Consider the following 19,508-nt stretch of genomic DNA (forward strand, 5'->3'; position numbering starts at 1 on the left):
TTCCGCGTTCCCTAGACGCGCTTGTAGAAGAGCGTGGTGGCGCGCGGGGTGCCGCCCGGGTCGGCGGCGAAGTCCGGGATCGTCCCGGCGGCGGTCCAGCCCGCGCCCCGGTACAGGCGCTCGGCGGGGCTGTCGGTCTGGGTGTCCAGGACGAGGAGCCGGAGTCCGGTGGCGGCGGCGTGGGCCTCGGCCGTGGCGAGCAGACGGCGCCCGAGACCCCGGCCGCGGGCGGAGCTGTGCACCAGGAGGCGGGCGATCTCGCCGCGGTGGCTGCCGTTGTCCGCGCCGACGCGGACGAGGGTGACGACGCCGGTGAGGTGCCCGTCGGGGCCGTGGGCGGCCCACACGTCCCGTACGCCCTGTGCGGCCTCCTCCGCGACCCGGGACCACCAGGCGGCCGCCCGTGCCGTGTCCAGGGGCGCCAGGAAGCCGACGGAGGCCCCGCCGTGCACGGCGTCCAGGAGCAGCGCGGCGAGCCCGGCCGGGGCGTGCGCGCGTACGGCCTCCGGCGCGAGCCGCTCGATGACGTCGAGCCGCCGCTCCAGGCAGAGGAGGTCCGGGCGGTCGTCCCAGGAGGCGACGGACTCGAAGCCGAGGCTCCGGTACAGGGCGAGCGGCTCCTCCCGTCCGTCCCACACGGTGAGGCGTACGGCGGCGGCGCCGGAGTCCGCGGCCCGGCGCAGGGCCTCGGTCATCAACGCCTTCGCGAGGCCCTTCCGGCGGGCCTCGGGCGCGACCCAGAGCCGCTTGATCTCGGGCGCGCCGCCGCGGGCGGCCTTGAGGACCACGCAGCCGGCCGGCTCGTCGCCGCCGGGCGGCGTGGCGAGCAGGACGGTGTCGTCGGCGAACGCGGCGGCCGGGTCCTCGGCCTCCACGCGGTATACGGCCGGGAGCTCGGCGACGGTCGCCACGGCCTCGCCCTTCCCGGCCTGGTTGACCAGGTGGTAGGCGCCGAGCAGGGCGGGGAGGCGGGGGTGGGAGCGGTTCTCCTCGATGTGTGCGGCAGTCATGGGGAGAGCTTCACACCGCCGTGTTTCCGGCGGGTGACGATCCTCTCCGCCGCAGCCGTTCCGACCCCGTGCGGGGGCCCGCCGTCCGCCCGGGGCGGGGGGCGAGCCCCCCGCACGGGGCTCGGCTACCGGTTCCTAGGCGAGGAAGTCGCGCGCGATGTCCGCGGCCACGTCCTCCAGGAGGGGCCCCGCGTTCGCCATGGACTTCGCCGGGTCCGGCTCCCGCTGCGCGAGGGCGTACGCGCGGCGGATGCCTGCCGTGCCCAGGGCCTCCGCCGGCAGGGCGAGGCGGCCGCAGACCGCGACGACCTCCTTGCCGGCGGCACGGGCCGCGGCGGCGACGCCGGCCGGGGCCTTGCCGTGGAGGGTCTGCTCGTCGAGCGAGCCCTCGCCGGTGATGACGAGCGTGGCCCGCTCCAGGGCGGGGGCGAAGCCGAGGACCTCCAGCATCAGCTCGATGCCGGGGCGGAAGCTCGCGCCCAGGATCAGCGCGCCGTAGCCGATGCCGCCCGCGCCGCCCGCGCCGGGCGCGACGGCGGCCTCGGCGGCCCGGGGGCCGACGGCCTTCTCCAGGACGGTGGCGAAGTGGGCGAGGGCCGCGTCGAGGGTGCGGACGTCGTCCGGGGTGGCGCCCTTCTGGGGGCCGTAGACGGCGGGGGCGCCCTTGGGCCCGGTCAGCGGGTTGTCGACGTCGCTCGCGAGGATCAGGTCGACGGAGGCGAAGCGGGGGTCGAGGCCGCTGAGGTCGGCGGTGGCGAGGTCGGCGAGCGGCGCGCCGCCGGGGCCGACGGGCCGGCCGTCCGCGTCGAGGAAGCGGGCGCCGAGCGCGGCGAGCATGCCGGAGCCGCCGTCGGTGGTGGCGCTGCCGCCGACGCCGAAGACGATCGTGGTCGCGCCGGCGTCGAGGGCGGCGCGGAGCAGCTCACCGGAGCCGTACGTGGTCGCCGTCAGCGGGGCGAAGACGCCGCGGGGGAGGAGCTGGAGGCCCGAGGCCTCCGCCATCTCGACGACCGCGGTGGTGCCGCGCAGCGCGAACGCCGCGGTGACCGGTTCGCCGACCGGGCCGGTGACCCGGACCTCGTGCCGCTCGAAGCCGGCCGCGACGGCTGCCGCGACGGTGCCGTCGCCGCCGTCGGCGACGGGCAGCGTCTCCACCGTGAGGTCGGGGACGACCCGTCGCAGTCCTGCTGTGACGCGCTCCGCGACCTGTACGGCCGTGAGCGAGCCCTTGAACTTGTCGGCCGCCACGAGCACGTGTGCGACCTGAGTTGCTGCCCCGTCCGTCACCTTGCATCCCTTGCTTTCGAACGTGCAGTCGCGCCGAGGGGGAGCCTATCCGTACCGCCAGACGGCGTGCCACCCCCTGATAAGGCGATATTCCGCACCATAGTGGGCTCACATGAGTACGGAAAAGATCATTCCGGATGGCACGGCCGACGGTGGGCACGACGGCAGACCCGACGGCACGGTCATCGGGATCGGGGTCGTGGCGGTCGTCGCGGTCGTCGGCTGGGCGGCACTGGACGGGGACTCCTTCGACAGCGCGTCCTCCTCCGCCCTGAAGTGGGTGCTGGCGAACTTCGCCTGGCTGTTCGTGGTCGCCGCGGACACGTTCCTCGTGCTGTGCGTGGTGATCGCGGTGAGCCGCTTCGGCCGGATCAGGCTGGGCGCGGACGACTCGGAGCCGGAGTTCACGAACCTCGCGTGGATCGCGATGATGTTCAGCGCCGGAATGGGCATCGGTCTGATGTTCTACGGGGTCGGGGAGCCGCTGACGCACTTCCTGTTCCCTCCCCCGGCGAGCGGAGCCCCGCCGGGGACGGGCGCGGCGGCCAGGACGGCCCTGGAGTACTCGTTCTTCCACTGGACCCTGACGCCGTGGGCGATCTACGGCATCGCGGGGCTCGCGCTCGCGTACGCCGGTTTCCGCAAGGGCCGGGGCAACCGGCTCAGCTCGGCCTTCGTGCCGCTGATGGGGGCGCGCCGGGCCGCTTCCTGGCCTGGAAGGGCGATCGACCTGCTCGCCGTGTTCGCGACGGTGTTCGGCACGGCGACGAGCCTGGGTCTGGGCGCGCTCCAGGTCGCCGAGGGGCTGAACCTGACGATGGACGTGGAGAACTCCACGGCCACGCAGCTGATCATCATCGCGTCGCTGTCGGCGGCCTTCGTGCTGTCGGCCTTCTCGGGTCTCCACAAGGGCGTGAAGTGGCTGTCCACGCTGAACATCGTCCTCGCGGCCTGTCTGATGGTCTTCGTGTTCCTGCTCGGCCCGACCGTCTACATCCTCGACGCGATCCCGGCCTCGGTCGGCGGCTACCTGCACCAGCTGCTGCCGATGGCGAGCCGCACGGGCGCCTTCACCGACCGGGAGTGGCTGGGCGCGTGGACGATCTTCTACTGGGCGTGGTGGCTGTCCTGGGCGCCGTTCGTCGGCACCTTCATCGCCCGGATCTCGCGCGGCCGGACGATCCGGGAGTTCCTCGTGGGGGTGCTGCTCGTGCCCTCGGGCGCCACGGTGGTGTGGTTCTGCGTGATGGGCGGGACCGCGATCCGGCTCCAGTCGACCGGCGCGGCGGACCTGGCGACGGCGCTGAAGGACGGCGCCGAGGCCTCGTTGTTCGCGATGCTGGAGGCGCTGCCGATCGGGACGGTGACGTCGGTGATCGCGATGCTGCTGGTGATGACGTACTTCATCACGAGCGCGGACTCGGCGTCGCTGGTGATGGGCTCGCTGACGAGCCGCGGATCGCTGCACCCGCCGACCTGGCTCGTGGTGACCTGGGGCGTCCTGATGGCGGCCGTGGCGGCCGTCCTGCTCGTGGCGGGCGGCCTGTCCTCGCTGCAGACGGCGACGATCCTGGTGGCGCTGCCGTTCGTGGTCGTGATGCTGGTGCTGTGCTTCGCGCTCCTGAAGGAGCTGCGGGAGGACCCGGGGGCGGGGCCGGCGCGGCACCACGCCCTGCACGGGCTGCGGGACGCGGTGCGGACCCTGGTCGGGGAGGCGATGACGGAGCAGGGCGGCGACCGCCACCACCGGCTCCGGCGGACGGCGGGGGCCCGCACCGAGACGGATCCGCCGGAGGGCGAGGACTGAGCCCCGGCGCGCGCCCCGGCGCCGGGTTCGGTACACCGGAGGCATGGGGTTCGTACGCGGAGGACTCGGGGACCGGATCCTGGGCGGCTGGACGGGCCGGATCGCCGGGAACATGCTCGGCAAGCCCGTGGAGCAGGGGGACCACTGGACCCGGGAGCGCATCGACGCGTACCTGCGGCTGACCGGGGCGCTCCCGCTGACCGACTACCTCCCTCCGCCGCCTCCCGGGGCCGAGGGCTTCGAGCTGCGGCCCGAGTGGGAGCGGTGCGTGCGCGGCGGGATCGACGGCAGCTGCCGGGACGACGACGTCGACTGGTCGGTCCTGGGACTGCACCTCCTGGAGACGTACGGCTTCGCGTTCACCACCGAGCAGGTCGGCCGGGAGTGGCTGCTGCGACTGCCGTTCCTGCAGACGTTCACGGCGGAGCGGGTGGCGTACCGGAACCTCGCCGACGGGCTGCGGCCGCCGCTGACGGCCACGTACGACAATCCCCACCAGGAGTGGATCGGGGCCCTGATCCGGGCCGACGTCCACGGCTGGACCTGTCCGGGCGACCCGCGCCGCGCCGCGTCGCTCGCCCGCAGGGACGCGGTCCTCTCGCACACCGGGAACGGCGTGTACGGGGCGATGTGGGCGGCGGCGCTGATCGCGGCGGCCTTCACCGCGCCGGACCTCCGGTCGGCCCTGGAGACGAGTCTGGAGCGGGTGCCGGCCAGCAGCCGCCTCGCCCGGACCGTACGGGGCACGATCGCGCTCTACGAGTCGGGTCTCGGCTGGTCGGAGACGCTCACCGAGCTCGCGGAGCGCACGGCGGGCCTCGGCTGGATCCACACCGTCCCGAACGCGGCCGTCCTGACGGCCGGACTCCTCTACGGCGAGGGGGACTTCACGCGCACGATCACGCTGACCGTCCGGGGCGGCCTGGACACCGACTCGAACGGGGCGACGGCGGGCTCGGTCGCGGGAGTCCACTGCGGCGCGGCCGCGATCCCCCCGCAGTGGTCGGAGCCCCTCGGGGACCGGGTGCGCTCCGCCGTCTTCGGCTTCGACGGCATCAGCATCAGCGAACTGGCGCGACGGACCCTGGCGTTGGCCGAGCGGACGGGGTGAAGGGCGGCTTCCGCCCGGCGGCGGGCCGGTCAGCCCTGCGGGGGCTCGGGCGGGACGATCTCGCCGGTGCGCTGCGCTTCGTCGCGGCTGACGGCGCGGGCCTCGGTGCGGTGGCCGCGGGCGATGTAGTCGCGGACCACTGCCTCGACGGCGTCCTGGGGGTTGCCGATGCCGGCGAGGACCATGACTTCCACGACGAGTTCGGCGTCGAGACCGATGTTCACCTTGGCCATGGCGGGAACCTAGCACCGGGAAACCCGCTCGCGGGGCGGTTCGGTGCTGCCTAGGGTCCTCGTATGACGATGGTCGCGATCTTCACCGGTGCCGGTGTCTCCACGGACTCGGGCATCCCCGACTACCGGGGCCCGAACGGCCTGTGGCGGCAGGACCCCGAGGCCGAGCGGCTCGTCACGTACGCGCCGTACATGGCCGATCCGGAGATCCGCCGCCGCTCGTGGCGGATGCGGCTCGACGGTCCGGTCCTGGACGCCGAGCCGAACGTGGCGCACCGCGCGATCGCCGCGTACGAGCGCACGAGCGGGAACGCGCTGCGGGTGATCACGCAGAACGTGGACGGGCTGCACCAGGCCGCCGGGGTGTCCGCGCGGAAGGTCCTCGAACTCCACGGCTCGGCGCGGTCGGTGGTGTGCACGGACTGCCACGCGCGGTCGTCGATGGCGGAGGCGCTCGACCGGGTGCGCGCCGGTGAGGACGACCCGGCCTGCCGGGCGTGCGGCGGGATCCAGAAGGCCGCGACGGTGATGTTCGGGCAGCGGCTCGATCCGGTGGTGCTCGGCACGGCCCTGTCGATCGCGAAGGCCACCGAGGTGTTCGTCGTGGTCGGCAGCAGCCTCCAGGTGAATCCGGCGGCCTCCCTCGCGGGAATCGCGGCCGAGCACGGCGCCCGGCTGATCATCGTGAACGCCGAACCCACTCCGTACGATCCGGTCGCCGACGAGGTCGTGCGCGAGCCGATCGGCACGGCGCTGCCCGCGCTGCTCGACCGGCTCGGCTAGGGGGTGTTTCGAAAGTCCTGTGCGGTGCCCGCGGTGTCCGGTGCGTGCCCTCGGCGTGCCGGACGAAGGCCCTCGTAGCGGAGCTACTCGGGTCTTTGGCCGGTGCGGCGAGGGGGCGTGCCGGGCGCCGCGGGTGCTGTGCGGGACTTTCGAAACACCCCCTAGAACAGGGCGGCCGGTTCGGCCGTGCCCGATTCGAAGGCGAGCAGCCGCTGCTTGCGGTCCAGGCCGCCGCCGTAGCCGGTGAGGCCGCCGCCCGCGCCGATCACCCGGTGGCAGGGGACGATGATGCTGACGGGGTTCTTGCCGTTGGCGAGGCCCACGGCACGGGAGGCGCCGGGGTTGCCGAGTTCCTCGGCGAGTTCGCCGTAGGTGCGGGTCTCCCCGTACGGGATCCGGAGCAGCTGCTCCCAGACGCGCAGCTGGAACGGGGTGCCGATCAGGTTCAACGGCAGGTCGAAGGCGGTGAGTTCGCCGGCGAAGTAGGCGTCGAGCTGGCGGATCGCCTCGTCGAAGGGGCGCGGGTCGGGGTCCCCGAAGGTCTCCTCGGGCGGGCGGTGGCGCTGTCCCGTCATGTGGACACGGCTGAGGACGCCGTCGACGGCGACGAGCGTCAGCGGGTCGTACGGGCTGTCCACGACGGTGTGCTGGATGGTGGGCATGGGGCGGTCCTTCGGTCCGTCAGGCGGGCAGGAGGTTGATGGGGTGGTCGTCCGTCGCCCAGAGGTACTGGACGGCGTAGGCGCGCCAGGGGCGCCAGTGCGTGGCGCGGGCGGTCAGCGCGGCCGGGGTGCCGGGCAGACCGAGCCCCTCGGCGGCGCGGCGGACGCCGAGGTCTCCGGGGAGGAAGGCGTCGGGGTCGCCGAGGGCCCGCATGGCGATGATCTCGGTGGTCCAGGGGCCGAAGCCGGGCAGTGCGAGCAGCCGGGCGCGGGCCTCCTCGCGGTCGTCGGCGGGGCCGAGCGGGAGCGATCCGTCGGCGAGGGCCCGGACGAGGGTGAGGAGGGTGGTGCGGCGGCTGCGGGGAAGGGCGAGGGTCTCGGGGTCGAGTGAGGCGAGGGCCTCGGGGCCGGGGAAGAGGTGGGTGAGTCCGCCCTCGGGGTCGTCGACGGGGACGCCGTGCGCGGTGACGAGTCGGGCGGCGTGGGTGCGGGCGGCGGCGGTGGAGACCTGCTGTCCGAGGACGGCCCGCACGGCGAACTCGGCCGGGTCGACGGTCCCCGGCACCCGGCGGCCGGGGGCCTTGTCGACGATCGGGGCGAGCAGCGGGTCGGCGCGGAGCCGCTCGTCGACGGCGACGGGATCGGCGTCGAGGTCGAGGAGTCTGCGGCAGCGGCTGATCGCGTGGGTGAGGTCGCGCGGGTCGGTGAGGGAGAGCCGGCAGGCGATGTGGCCCTCGCGCGGGGCGAGGGCGACGATGCCGTGTCCGTACGGGAGGCTCAGCGTCCGCCGGTAGGCGCCGTCGCGCCACTCCTCGACGCCCGGGACGGCGGTCGCGGCGAGGTGCCCGAAGAGGTTGGAGGGTTCCAGCGGGGTGCGGAACGGCAGCCGGAGGCTGATGACGCCCGGCGTGGAGGGCGCCGGTGCGCCCGGCCCTCCGGCGGCCCCGTGGGGCGCGCTCGGTCCTCCTCCCCCGCTCGCGGTCGCTCCCGGCCCGGCCTGCGGGCGGCGGGCGGCGCGGGCGCGGAGGTCGCCGGGGGTGAGGGCGAAGACCTCGCGGACGGTGTCGTTGAAGGTGCGGATGGAGGAGAACCCGGCCGCGAAGGCGATCTCGCCGAAGGGCATCGGGGTGGTCTCGATGAGCAGCCGGGCGGTCTGGGCGCGCTGCGCGCGGGCCAGGGCGAGGGGCCCGGCGCCCAGCTCGGCGAGGAGCTGGCGTTCGATCTGGCGGGTGGACCAGCCGAGCCTGCGGGCGAGCCCGGGGACGCCCTCGCGGTCGACGACGCCGTCCTGGATGAGCCGCACGGCGCGGGCGACGGCGTCGGCCCGGACGTTCCACTCGGGCGAGCCGGGGCTGGTGTCGGGCCGGCACCGCTTGCAGGCCCGGTAGCCGGCGCGCTGGCAGGAGGCGGCGCTGGGGTGGAACTCCATGTTCTCGGGCTTGGGCGGGACGGCCGGGCAGCTGGGGCGGCAGTAGATCCGGGTGGTGCGGACGGCGGTGAAGAACACGCCGTCGAAGCGGGCCTCCTTCGACTGGACGGCCCGGACGCAGCGCTCGGTGTCGGTGTGCATGGTTCCAGGATCGGGGACGGACGGCCTGCGGGCTGGCGAGAAAACGACATGGACGTCCGCCCCCGGTCGCGGTGGGGTCAGCCGGCGACCGTCCGGTAGTGGGTGGTCAGCCGGCCGTCCTCGTCGAGGACGTGGAAGGCGAGGGCGGGCGGCAGGTCGAGGTGGACGTGCGGGTGACCGGTCGGGTTCTCCCAGGGCAGCCGGAGCGCCGAGACGACCCCGGGCGCGACGAGCAGGGGGCGCCCGGCGAAGGTCGTGGCAGCGGCGGTGTGGGCGTGGCCCGCCAGGAAGGCCGTGAGGTGGGGGTGACGGGCGGCGAGCGCGGCGAGCCGCTCCTCGCCGAACTGCCGGATCCCGTCCACGTACGGGGTGTGCAGCGGGACCGGCGGGTGGTGGAAGGCGACCAGGACGGGCACGTCGCGCGGGGTGTCGGCGAGGACGCCGTCGAGCCACGCGAGCGTCTCGTCCTCCAGGAGGCCCTGGTCCTCGCCGGGGACGGAGGAGTCGCAGAGGGCGATGACGAAGCCCTCGCCGCGCAGGACCTGGTTGACGGGGGCGTCGTCGCGTACCGCCGTCTCCGCCGTGAGGAGGCCCTTCCGGAAGGCGGCGCGGTCGTCGTGGTTGCCGGGGCAGACGAGCAGCGGGTGGCGGGAGGTCAGCAGCTCGCGCGCCACCGCGTACTCGTCGGGGGCCCCGTGATCGGCGACGTCACCGGTGACGAGGACGGCCGCCAGGTCGTACGGGAGCTCCTCCAGGTACCGGAGGACGGCGCGGGTGCGGTCCTGGCTGCGCCGCTCGGCGTCGAGGTGGACGTCGCTGACGTGGGCGATGACGATCATGCGGCCGGGCCTCCGTGGGCTGTTCGTGAACGGGCGTTCACAGGACCGTACGGTGGTCACGGACGCGCCGGGAAGGGCCGCATCGGGAGCGGTGGCCCACCTCGCGACCGGCCGCCCGCATCGGGAGCGGCGGACCGCATCGGGGGCGGCGGCCCGCGCCGGGGCCGGTCGCCCGCGCCGGGACCGGTCGTCCCGCATCGGGGCCCGTCGCCCGCTCCCCCGGTCGGCTACTCGAAGCGGGTGGTGTCGCCGGCGCCGCGGCGGACGATCTCGGGCTCGCCGCTGGAGAAGTCGACGACGGTGGTGGGTTCGGTGCCGCAGTCCCCGGAGTCGAGCACGGCGTCGACCTGGTGGTCGAGCCGTTCCTTGATCTCCCAGCCCTGGGTCAGCGGTTCGGCCTCGTCGGGCAGGAGCAGGGTGCTGGAGAGCAGCGGCTCGCCGAGTTCGGCGAGGAGGGCCTGGGTGACGACGTGGTCGGGGATGCGGACGCCGACGGTCTTCTTCTTGGGGTGGAGCAGCTGGCGCGGCACCTCCTTCGTCGCCGGGAGGATGAAGGTGTACGCGCCGGGGGTGGACGCCTTGACCGCGCGGAAGACGTCGTTGTCGATGTGCACGAGCTGGCCCAGCTGGGCGAAGTTCGCGCACATCAGCGTGAAGTGGTGCCGGTCGTCGAGGTCGCGGATGGAGCGGATCCGGCTGATGCCGTCGCGGCTGCCGAGCCGGGTGCCCAGCGCGTAGCAGGAGTCGGTCGGGTACGCGACGAGCGCCCCGTTCCGGATGGAGTCGGCCACCGCGCCGATGGTGCGGGGCTGGGGGTTGTCGGGGTGCACGTCGAAGTACTTGGCCATGGGGGCAGTCTATTTTCGCAGGCTCCGCCATACGGCCTTCGCCGCGTTGTGCCCGGACATGCCGTGGACGCCGGGACCGGGCGGGGTCGCGGAGGAGCAGAGGAAGACCGCCGGGTGCGGGGTGGCGTAGGGGCGGAGGGAGAGCGTGGGGCGCAGCAGGAGCTGGAGGCCGCGGGCGGCGCCGCAGGCGATGTCGCCGCCGATGTAGTTGGCGTTGCGCTCGGCGAGTTCGGGCGGGCCCGCGGTGGCGCGGGCGAGCACGCGGTCGCGGAAGCCGGGGGCGAAGCGCTCGATCTGACGCTCGATCGCCTCGGTGAGGTCGCCGCGCCAGCCGTTCGGCACGTGGCCGTACGCCCAGAAGACGTGCTTGCCTTCGGGGGCGCGGGAGGGGTCGACGAGGCTGGGCTGCGCCGTGATGAGGAAGGGCGCGTCGGGGGCGGTGCCGGAGGAGGCCTGGCGCAGGGCGGTGCCGATCTCACCGGCGGTGGGACCGATCTGGACGGTGCCCGCGCGGCGGGCCTCCTCGGCGGTCCAGGGCACGGGGCCGTCGAGCGCGTAGTCGATCTTGAAGGCGGCGGCGCCGTACCTGTAGTGGTCGTAGTGTCCGCCGAAACCGGCGATGCGCGCGAGGGCCGTGGGCGAGGTGTCGAAGACGTAGGCGCGGGCCGGCGGCAGGTCGTCGAGCCGCTTGACCTCGAAGTCGGTGTGGACGGCGCCGCCGAGGTCCTTGAGGTACGCGGCGAGGGCGTCGGAGATCGACTGCGAGCCGCCCCGGGGCAGCGGCCAGCCGCCCGCGTGCGCGGCGAGCGCGAAGACCAGGCCGACGGCACCGGTGGCGAAGCCGTTCAGCGGGGCGATGACATGGCCGACGAGCCCGGCGAGCAGCCCGCGGGCCTTCTCGTCCTGGAACCTGCGCATCAGCCAGGTGGACGGCGGGAGTCCGGCGAGTCCGAAGCGGGCGAGGGTGACCGGGTCGCGGGGCAGCGCGGTGAGCGGCAGCTGCATGAAGTCACTCGCCAGGGTGTCCCACTTGCCGAGGAAGGGGGCGACGAGCCTGCGGTACGTCCCGGCGTCACGGGGGCCGAAGGAAGCGGCGGTCTCGGCGACGGAGCGGGCGAGGACGGCGGCGGTGCCGTCGTCCCAGGGGTGGGCCATGGGCAGTTCGGCGTGGAGCCACTCCAGGCCGTAGCGGTCGAGCGGCATCGTCTTGAAGACGGGCGAGCCGGCGCCGAGCGGGTGCACGGCGGAGCAGGGGTCGTGCCGGAAGCCGGGGAGGGTCAGCTCCTCGGTCCTGGCTCCGCCGCCGATGGTGGACTTGGCCTCGAACACGGCCACGGAGAGGCCGCGCCGGGCCAGTTCGACGGCGGCCGTCAGTCCGTTGGGTCCCGCCCCCACGACGACGGCATCGAGCATCGACGTCTCGTTCGTCACCTTCGGACTCCTTCGTCAGCCGATGGCCAAGGATCCCAGGATAGGCGGGTGGCGGGCCGCTCCTCACTCGCCCCCGAGGAGCGTCCTGATCCGCTCGGCGGTCGCCGCGTCCCGGGCGGTCGTGAACGGCAGGGCGTTCCCCCCGGTGATGCGGAACGGCTCCCCCGCGATCGTCGTGGTCGCGCCGCCCGCCTCGGCGACCAGGAGGAGTCCGGCGGCGTGGTCCCAGGCGTACTCCCAGCTGAAGGCGGTGCCGTCGAGCTCTCCGCGCGCCACGGCGAGGTATTCGAGGCCGGCCGAGCCGCAGGGGCGCGGGCGGACGCCGTCGACGGCCAGGCCGAGCAGGGCCCGCTTCTGGTCCGGGGTGGTGTAGTCGGGGTGCGAGGTGGCGACCTCCAGGGCCGCGTCCGGTGCCGGCGAACCGGAGCGTATCGCCTGGCCGTTGAGCGTGGCGCCACGGCCGCGCACGGCGACGGCGAACTGATCCAGGGCGGGGGCGTAGGTCCAGGAGGCGAGGACCTCGCCGTGCCGGGCGAGGGCGACGAGGGTGCAGAAGCCGGGGTCGCCGTGGACGAACTGGCGGGTGCCGTCGACGGGGTCGACGATCCAGACGGGCGCGTCGCCGCGCAGCGCCTCGTACACCGCGGGGTCGGCGTGCACGGCTTCCTCGCCGACGACCACGGAGCCGGGCAGCAGGGCGGTGAGGGACGCCGTGAGGTGGGCCTCGGCGGCCCGGTCGGCGACGGTGACCAGGTCGTGCGGACCGTTCTTCTCGACGATGTCGTCGGCGGCGAGCTGCCGGAAGCGCGGCATGATCTCGGCGGCGGCCGCCTTGCGGACGGCCTCCTCGACCTCGGTCGTACGGCCGCCGAGCACGTTCTCCAGGAAGTCTTCGATCATGTCTCCAGCTAAGCACGGGGGACTGACAACCGGAATGCCGCACTTGTCACCCTCCGTTTCCCCTGGGGGTACCCTTTGGCCGAGTTCACCCCTTGGTCGCAGGGAGGTCCGGTGCACGGCGAGTACAAGGTCCCCGGCGGAAAGCTGGTGGTCGTCGACCTCGACGCCGAGGGCGGGGTCCTGAGGAACGTCCGGGTCGCGGGCGACTTCTTCCTGGAACCGGACGAGGCGATCCTCGCGATCGACGGGGCCCTGGAGGGCGCGCCCGTCGACACGGACGCCTCGGGCCTCGCGGCGCGGATCGACGCGGCGCTCCCGCCGGGCACGCAGATGTTCGGCCTGACGACGGAGGGCGTGGGGGTCGCGGTGCGGCGCGCCCTCGCCCACGCCACGGACTGGACCGACTACGACTGGCAGCTGATCCACGAACGGCCGCAGTCGCCGGCGCTGCACATGGCGCTCGACGAGGTCCTGACGGCCGAGGTGGCGGCGGGTCGCCGGCCGCCGACGCTGCGGGTCTGGGAGTGGGGCGCGCCGGCGGTGGTGATCGGCAGCTTCCAGTCCCTGCGCAACGAGGTCGACCCGGAGGCGGCGGAGCGGCACGGCATCCAGGTGGTGCGGCGGATCAGCGGCGGCGGCGCGATGTTCATCGAGCCGGGCAACACGATCACGTACTCGCTCTCCGTCCCCGACGCCCTCGTGCAGGGCCTGTCCTTCACCGACAGCTACGCCTACCTCGACGACTGGGTGCTGGGCGCGCTCGGCGACATGGGCGTGAAGGCCTGGTACCAGCCGCTCAACGACATCGCCACGGACGCGGGCAAGATCGCGGGCGCGGCGCAGAAGCGGCTGGTGGCGGGTGGGGGCGCGGTCCTGCACCACGTGACGATGGCGTACGACATCGACGCCGACAAGATGACGGAGGTGCTGCGGATCGGCCGCGAGAAGCTCTCCGACAAGGGCACGAAGAGCGCGAAGAAGCGGGTGGACCCCCTGCGCCGCCAGACGGGCCTGCCGCGCGGGGCGGTGATCGAGCGGATGATCGCCTCCTTCCGGAACCGCTACGGCCTGACGGAGGGCCGTCTCACGGAGGACGAGCTGGCCCGCGCGAAGGAGCTGGCGGAGTCCAAGTTCGCCACGCGGGAGTGGACGGCCCGGGTGCCGTAGACACCGCGGGAGTGACCGCCGGATGCCGTAGACACCGCGGGAGTGACCGCCGGGTGCCGGAGGACTCCGCGGGGGGTGACCGCTCACCGTCTCGTTCGTTGTTGCCCACGCGGGCCGCGACGGACGTGCGGAAACGTCTCCGCACCCGACCGGCCCCGGATCACGGTGTCGACGGTTGCGGAGGTCTGGTGGGACGGGCGAGGACGTTCATGGCGGCGGTCGCGGCAGCGGTGGTGGTGGCGTGCCCCTTCGGCACCGCGTCGCCCGCGCGCGCGGTCGTCGGCGGTCAGGAGGCGCGGCCCCATCAGTACCCGTTCATGGTGGGCCTGGTGGACCTGGAGGAGCGGCGGGTGATGTGCGGCGGGGCGCTGGTCGGCGAGCGGTACGTGCTCACCGCCGCGCACTGTCTGACCGGCTCGTACAGCAGCACCGCGCGCGTGGGGGTACTGCTCGGCGACCACGACCTGACGCGCACCGACGACAGCCCGGACGCGGTGCTCGCCAGGCCGGCCGCCTTCCTCCCGCACCCGGGCTACGCCCCGGCCACCCAGCGCGACGACATCGCGCTGGTCCGGCTGGCCGAGCCGGTGGCGTTCGGCCGTGACGTGCGGCCCGTGGCGCTGCCCGCCCGGTTCGCGCACGGCACCTTCGACCACACGCAGGTCGAGGCCCCCGGCTGGGGCACCACCTCCTTCGGGGGCCGCACCTCCGACGTCCTGCGGACCGTGCTCCTGGGCACCATGGGCAACGCGACCTGCGGGGCCCGGGGCATGTCCCAGGTCACCGCCGCCCAGCTCTGCACGTACGCGCCGGGGCGGGACACCTGTCAGTACGACTCCGGCGGCCCCCTGGTCCACACGATCGCGGGGACGCCGTACGTCGTCGGTCTGGTCTCGTACGGGAGGGGCTGCGCGACCGACACCCCGGCCGTGAACACCCGGGTCTGGTCCTACCTCAGCTGGATCGGGAGGACGGCCGGGAAGCTGCCCCGCGCCTCATGAGGGCGGTGTACAGGAGCAGCGCGGCCGCGAGGCCCACGGCCCAGCCGTAGTCGGCGAGCGGCTTGAGGAAGGGGATGAGGCCGTCCTCGGGGAACGGGCCCGTGCCGGGCGCCGAGTGCGAGCCGCCCACGGCGAGGACGCCTCCCACCACGAAGGCGAGGACGGCCGCCGGGTTCCAGCCCCCGCGGTACCGGTAGGGGCCGTCGGCCCGGTAGAGGCCTTCGAGGTCGAGGACGGTCCGGCGGACGAGCCAGTAGTCGGCGATGAGGATGCCCGCGACGGTGCCGAGGAGGCCGCCGACCAGACCCAGCCAGGTGAAGATGTACAGCTCGGGGGTGGCGGTGAGCTTCCACGGCATGATGAGCACGCCGACGACGCCCGTGATCAGCGCGCCCGTACGGAAGTTCACCAGTCCGGGGGCGAGGTGGGCGAGGTCGTAGGCGGGCGAGACCACGTTCGCCGCGAGGTTCACCGAGAGGGTGGCGACGAGCACGGTCACGAGGGCGAAGAGCAGCCCGAAGACGTTGTCGGCCTTGGCGGCGAGCGCCACCGGGTCCCAGACGGGTGCCCCGTACACGGCCTGGGAGCCGGAGGTGACGAGCACCGAGAGCAGCGCGAACAGGGTCATGGTGGTGGGCAGTCCGAGGCTCTGGCCCCGGACCTGGGCGCGCTGGCCCGCGCCGAAGCGGGTGAAGTCCGGGATGTTGAGGCTCAGGGTCGCCCAGAAGGCGATCATGCCCATGAGGGCGGGGAAGAAGACGGGCCAGAAGTCGGCTCCCCAGCCCAGTCTCGACGGCTGGTCGAGGAGCGGGCCGAGGCCGCCCGCCTCGACGGTGATCCAGACGAGGAGGGCGAACGCGCCGACGATCACGAAGGGCGCGGCCCAGTTCTCGAAGCGGCGCAGGGCTTCCATCCCCCGGTGGATGATGGCGAGTTCGAGCGCCCAGAAGAGGAGGAAGCAGAGCCACAGGGTCCAGGGCTGTCCGCCGATCTCGGACGCGTCCGCCCAGCCGCCGCCGAAGACCTTGTCGAGGAGGACGAAGACGCCCTGGCCGCCGATCCAGGTCTGGATGCCGAACCAGGCGCAGGCGACGCCGGCCCGGACGAGGGCGGGCAGGTTGGCCCCGCGCAGTCCGAAGGAGGCACGGGCGAGGACGGGGAAGGGGATGCCGTATTTCGGCCCGGCGTGGCCGGTGAGCAGCATCGGCACGAGCACGATGACGTTGGCCAGGGCGATGGTGAGGACGGCCTGTTTCCAGTCCATGCCGAGGGCGACGAGTCCGGAGGCCAGCATCCAGGAGGGGATGTTGTGGGCCATGCCGACCCAGAGGGCGGCGAAGTTGTACGTGGTCCACCGGCGGTCGGCCACCGGGACGGGCAGGAGGTCGTCGTTGACGAAGCGGGGGTCGGCGGGGGCGGTGCCGGGCGCGAGTTCGACACGGCCGTCGTCGACGGCGGAGGGGCCGGGTCTGCCGGAGGATGCGGTCGAGGTCATGGACGGAACCCTTCGTTCGGGGACGGAACGAGGCCGTGCGGGGCGTGGGGGTTCTTGATGCGCGGAGTGTCGTCCCGCCGGACAGGGGCGTCAAGGAGGCGGAGCGGCCCGGTCCTCCGGGGAACCCCGTGGCGGCGTCCTCCCGTGGTCACGGAAGGCGTACGAAGGAGCCCCGCCACGGGTGTGGCGGGGCTCCTTGGTCCTCTCCGGTCGCTCCGGCCCGGGCCCGTCCTGCCGGGTGCCTAGTCGTTGCGGCCGGTCGCCGCGACCGTGACTCCGAGGCCGATCATCGTCAGTCCGCCGGCGCCGCCGACCATCGCGAGGCGTCGGGGCGAGCCGGCGAACCAGTTCCGGGTGGTGGCCGCGACCAGCCCCCAGGCGCTGTCCGAGGCCACGGCGATCGCGTTGAAGACCAGGCCGAGGACCAGCATCTGCAGGGCGACGTGCCCCTGGTCGCGGTCGACGAACTGGGGCAGCACCGCGGCGAAGAACACGATCGTCTTCGGGTTGGCCACGCCGACCGCGAAGCCCTCCCCCAGGGTGCGCAGGGTGCCGTGCTCCGGACCGTCGCCGGAGAAGGCGGCGTGCAGCGATCCGCGCTGCCGCACCGCCTTGACGCCCAGGTACACCAGGTAGGCGGCTCCGACGAGCTTCAGGGTGGTGAAGACGAGGACCGAGCGTTCGACGAGGGCCCCGACGCCGAGCGCCACGGCCACGACGAGCACATAGGCGCCGAGCGTGTTCCCCACGACCGTGGTCAGTGCGGCGCGCCGCCCCTGGGCCAGCGCCCGACCGATCACGAACAGGACGCTGGGACCGGGGATGACGATCAGCAGGAAGGACATGGCCGCGAAGGCCAGAAGTCGGTCGGTGGACACCATGGGGCCATGAAACACGGCGGCCCCGCGCGACCGCAGGCGAACCGGTTCATCCGGTCCGGGTGGACAGGCTCACGCCGCTGAAGTCCTGGGCTGCGGCGAGGCTGAAGTAGACCCAGCCGGACGGCGGGTTGTCGATGGTCAGGGTCTCGCCGTTCCCGGCGTTGACGGACTTCGCCAGGTGGCTGCCGGTGGTGGCCCAGCTGCCGCCGCCGTAGTACAGGTCGGCGTTGCCGGTGCCGCCGCTGCTGGTGATCGTCAGCCGCTGCACGCCGGCCGGCAGGTACACGAAGTGGTAGCTGTAGTTGCCGGCGGCGGCGGAGAGGCCGTCCCTGCGGCAGTTCTGGTCGAACTGACGGGGGTCGCCGAGGGTGCAGAGCGGGGTGGTGGCGGTGGTCGGGGCGTCCGGCAGCGGGCCGCAGTCGTTCGTGGCGCAGTCCGTCGTCAGCCAGGTCGCGAAGTCGGCGTCGTAGCGGGTGCCGATGGTCTGCTTGATGAAGGTGCGGGCCCCGGTCCAGTCACCGGTGCGGTACGCGCCGAGGATGGTCTGGACGTCGGCGGGGTGCTTCTGGAGCATGTAGCGGACGGCGAGCCAGCCCCAGCGGTAGACCCGGTTCGAGTTGACCTCGGGGTCCTCCTCCTGGCCGTAGACGGTGTCGAACAGCTCGCTCAGCCGGTACGTCTTGCGGGCGGCCTCGGCGATCGCGTCGGCGTTCCGCTCGCCCCGGTAGCCGTACGAGACGTTCTCGGCGATGCCCTCGACCCACCAGATGGTCGGCGTGGTCATGCCCGCCTCGAAGTCGCCGTACATGTCGGCGCGGCCGTCGAGGTAGTGGGTGTACTCGTGGTTGAGGTTCCAGATCTGGAAGTCCGGGCGCAGCCAGCTCGCCTCGTGGGCGATGAAACGGGCCTGGTTGCCGGGGGCGGCGGGGTTGCCCTCCTCGTACATGCCGCCGTTGTCGACGTCGATGTCGTAGATGGCCCAGGCGTACAGCGCGTACTGGGTGTAGTCGTCGAAGGCGACGACCTCCAGGTCGGTGTTCACGTCACCGGGGATCGGGCCCTTGTCGCCGATGACCCGGTGGAAGTAGGCGTCCTGTCCGGCCAGGCTCGTGCAGGTGCTCGCCAGCTGGCCGGGCGACATGTCCTGGGCGCGGATCTTCAGGCCCGGGGTGCAGGTGTGCTGGGTCGGCAGGACCGCGGGGAGCACGCGCTGTCCCAGGTCGCAGATGGCGTAGGCGGCGCAGTTGCCGCGGTCGTACTGGCGCGTGTACCAGCCCAGGTTCATGGTGATCGGGGCGGTGGGGCCGACGTTCGGGTAGCGGTTGATCAGGTCCTTCAGGAGCGGCCGGACCCGGTCCTTGAGCTCGGGGACGTCGAGGGCGTTGCCGAGGTGGCGGCCGACGTTGCTGACGACGTCGAGGCGGTTCAGCTGGGCGCCGTTGCGGGTGATGAAGCCCGCCCAGGTGTCGAGGATGGCGGGGTCGGCCTTGAGGGCGGCCCGCCAGCCCCGCTCGTCGTTCCTGGCCTTGAAGCCGTTCTCGACGACCCATTCGACGTGCTGCATGGCGAGGTTCATCTGACCGGGCCACGTGGCGTCGTAGCCGCCGAGCATCCACTTGACGACGCCGGCGTAGCGGCCGGCCTCGTGGGTGCTGTCGATCAGCGTGACGACCTCGTTGAGGATCTCGCCGTTGGCGTCGGTGACGTCCTTGGAGCGCGGGGCGGCGAAGTAGGCGTCGAGGGCGCCGCGCGCCGCGCCCTTGAGCGCCGTGCCGTAGTCGCCGACGACGTCCGCGTGGTTGTCCTGCACGTAGTAGCCGGCGCGCAGGAACATCACCAGCTGCCCGACGGAGGTGCTGTTGTCGCCCTTGTACGTGGCGGAGGCGTCGCGGAGCGCGTCGGCGACGGTCACCATCTGGGCCTCGCGGAAGGTCTTCCGCGCGTCCTCTCCGGTGAGGTTGAACAGCGGGTACGTACAGGTGATCTGGGGAAGCGCCTTGAGCTGCTGGACCAGTGCGGTCCCGGTGGAGTCGATGACTCCGGAGAGGTCGCCGCAGGCGTCCGCGGCGGCCGTCGGCGCGAGCTTGCTCGCCTTGGCGGCGGCGGGGGCGGGCCGCGGGGCGGTCTCTTCGGCGCTGTCCTGCGAGGAGAGCCGGAAGCGGGGGTTGTCGCTGATGGCGTGGGGCGACTTCGGCACGGGGATCGCCCGGGGCGCGGGGGCCGGAGCCGTGGCGCCGCTCGCGGCGCCGACGGTGGCGGCCTGGCTCTGCGGCACGAACAGTCCGAGCGTGAGGAAGACGGCCGCGCCGAGGACGGGAAGTCTTCGCACGCGGGTCTTCGCTATCGGGGAGGGGCGCATCTGTGGGGGCCTCCGGGGCCGTTGGGGCCGTGTGTGGGGACACACGGGTGACTGACACGTGACGTGTAAAATTTCACATGTCGCATTGTTCTGGAAGACCCCTGACAGGATTCATCTCTGACGA

At 73.4% G+C, this 19,508-nt stretch carries 17 protein-coding genes; 5 read left to right on the forward strand and 12 right to left on the reverse strand.

Annotated features, from left to right (window positions below; genetic code table 11):
• Positions 1-11 precede the first annotated feature (11 nt).
• Positions 12-1,010, reverse strand: coding sequence for a GNAT family N-acetyltransferase (locus tag ABTY59_RS29020; RefSeq protein ID WP_352022002.1), 999 nt, complete (start codon positions 1,008-1,010; stop codon positions 12-14).
• Between the two features lie 135 nt (positions 1,011-1,145).
• Complete coding sequence (locus ABTY59_RS29025; RefSeq protein WP_352022003.1) at positions 1,146-2,297, reverse strand: glycerate kinase; 1,152 nt, start codon at positions 2,295-2,297, stop codon at positions 1,146-1,148.
• Between the two features lie 112 nt (positions 2,298-2,409).
• On the opposite strand from ABTY59_RS29025, the gene ABTY59_RS29030 reads away from it, so the two are divergent.
• Complete coding sequence (locus ABTY59_RS29030; protein WP_352022004.1) at positions 2,410-4,104, forward strand: BCCT family transporter; 1,695 nt, start codon at positions 2,410-2,412, stop codon at positions 4,102-4,104.
• A 43-nt stretch (positions 4,105-4,147) separates the two neighbouring features.
• Positions 4,148-5,215, forward strand: coding sequence for an ADP-ribosylglycohydrolase family protein (locus ABTY59_RS29035; RefSeq protein ID WP_352022005.1), 1,068 nt, complete (start codon positions 4,148-4,150; stop codon positions 5,213-5,215).
• Between the two features lie 29 nt (positions 5,216-5,244).
• On the opposite strand, the gene ABTY59_RS29040 is transcribed toward ABTY59_RS29035, so the two are convergent.
• Entirely contained in the window at positions 5,245-5,448 is a 204-nt protein-coding gene (locus ABTY59_RS29040) for a DUF2191 domain-containing protein (RefSeq protein WP_352022006.1), read from the reverse strand.
• A gap of 63 nt (positions 5,449-5,511) precedes the next feature.
• Between ABTY59_RS29040 and ABTY59_RS29045 the strand changes: the two genes are divergently transcribed.
• A complete protein-coding gene (locus ABTY59_RS29045; RefSeq protein WP_352022007.1) occupies positions 5,512-6,231 on the forward strand; it encodes an SIR2 family NAD-dependent protein deacylase in 720 nt (239 codons plus the stop codon).
• Positions 6,232-6,392: 161 nt separating this feature from the next.
• Here the strand turns inward: ABTY59_RS29045 and ABTY59_RS29050 are convergent, their stop codons facing one another.
• From ABTY59_RS29050 to ABTY59_RS29075, 6 genes are all read right to left on the reverse strand, one after another.
• Complete coding sequence (locus tag ABTY59_RS29050; protein WP_352022008.1) at positions 6,393-6,893, reverse strand: methylated-DNA--[protein]-cysteine S-methyltransferase; 501 nt, start codon at positions 6,891-6,893, stop codon at positions 6,393-6,395.
• 19 nt (positions 6,894-6,912) lie between these two features.
• Positions 6,913-8,463: an AlkA N-terminal domain-containing protein gene (locus tag ABTY59_RS29055; protein ID WP_352022009.1), complete on the reverse strand. Its 1,551-nt coding sequence runs from the start codon at positions 8,461-8,463 to the stop codon at positions 6,913-6,915.
• 77 nt (positions 8,464-8,540) lie between these two features.
• Positions 8,541-9,302 (reverse strand): metallophosphoesterase, encoded by a 762-nt coding sequence (locus ABTY59_RS29060; RefSeq protein WP_352022010.1) that lies wholly within the window; start codon positions 9,300-9,302, stop codon positions 8,541-8,543.
• 227 nt (positions 9,303-9,529) lie between these two features.
• Positions 9,530-10,150, reverse strand: a complete 621-nt coding sequence (locus ABTY59_RS29065; RefSeq protein ID WP_352022011.1) for an L-threonylcarbamoyladenylate synthase — start codon at positions 10,148-10,150, stop codon at positions 9,530-9,532.
• 9 nt (positions 10,151-10,159) lie between these two features.
• A complete protein-coding gene (locus ABTY59_RS29070; RefSeq protein WP_352022067.1) occupies positions 10,160-11,563 on the reverse strand; it encodes a phytoene desaturase family protein in 1,404 nt (467 codons plus the stop codon).
• A gap of 81 nt (positions 11,564-11,644) precedes the next feature.
• A complete protein-coding gene (locus tag ABTY59_RS29075) occupies positions 11,645-12,481 on the reverse strand; it encodes an inositol monophosphatase family protein (protein WP_352022012.1) in 837 nt (278 codons plus the stop codon).
• Positions 12,482-12,592: 111 nt separating this feature from the next.
• Here ABTY59_RS29075 and lplAB point away from each other — a divergent pair, with 111 nt between their 5' ends.
• Positions 12,593-13,648: a lipoate-protein ligase LplAB gene (lplAB, locus tag ABTY59_RS29080; RefSeq protein WP_352022013.1), complete on the forward strand. Its 1,056-nt coding sequence runs from the start codon at positions 12,593-12,595 to the stop codon at positions 13,646-13,648.
• A gap of 188 nt (positions 13,649-13,836) precedes the next feature.
• A complete protein-coding gene (locus ABTY59_RS29085) occupies positions 13,837-14,649 on the forward strand; it encodes a serine protease (RefSeq protein ID WP_352022014.1) in 813 nt (270 codons plus the stop codon).
• Here ABTY59_RS29085 and ABTY59_RS29090 read toward each other — a convergent pair.
• From ABTY59_RS29090 to ABTY59_RS29100, 3 genes are all read right to left on the reverse strand, one after another.
• Positions 14,603-16,144 carry an NCS1 family nucleobase:cation symporter-1 gene (locus tag ABTY59_RS29090; RefSeq protein ID WP_352022015.1) on the reverse strand — a complete coding sequence of 514 codons (1,542 nt, stop codon included), beginning with the start codon at positions 16,142-16,144 and terminating at the stop codon, positions 14,603-14,605. The genes ABTY59_RS29085 and ABTY59_RS29090 overlap by 47 nt on opposite strands.
• 242 nt (positions 16,145-16,386) lie before the next feature.
• A complete protein-coding gene (locus ABTY59_RS29095; protein ID WP_352022016.1) occupies positions 16,387-17,025 on the reverse strand; it encodes a LysE family translocator in 639 nt (212 codons plus the stop codon).
• Positions 17,026-17,071: 46 nt separating this feature from the next.
• On the reverse strand, positions 17,072-19,354 hold the full coding sequence (locus ABTY59_RS29100) for a M9 family metallopeptidase (RefSeq protein ID WP_352022017.1): 2,283 nt from the start codon (positions 19,352-19,354) through the stop codon (positions 17,072-17,074).
• Between the last annotated feature and the right edge of the window lie 154 nt (positions 19,355-19,508).

It is taken from the genome of Streptomyces sp. NPDC096079, assembly GCF_040303145.1.
In the GTDB taxonomy this organism is placed as follows: domain Bacteria; phylum Actinomycetota; class Actinomycetes; order Streptomycetales; family Streptomycetaceae; genus Streptomyces.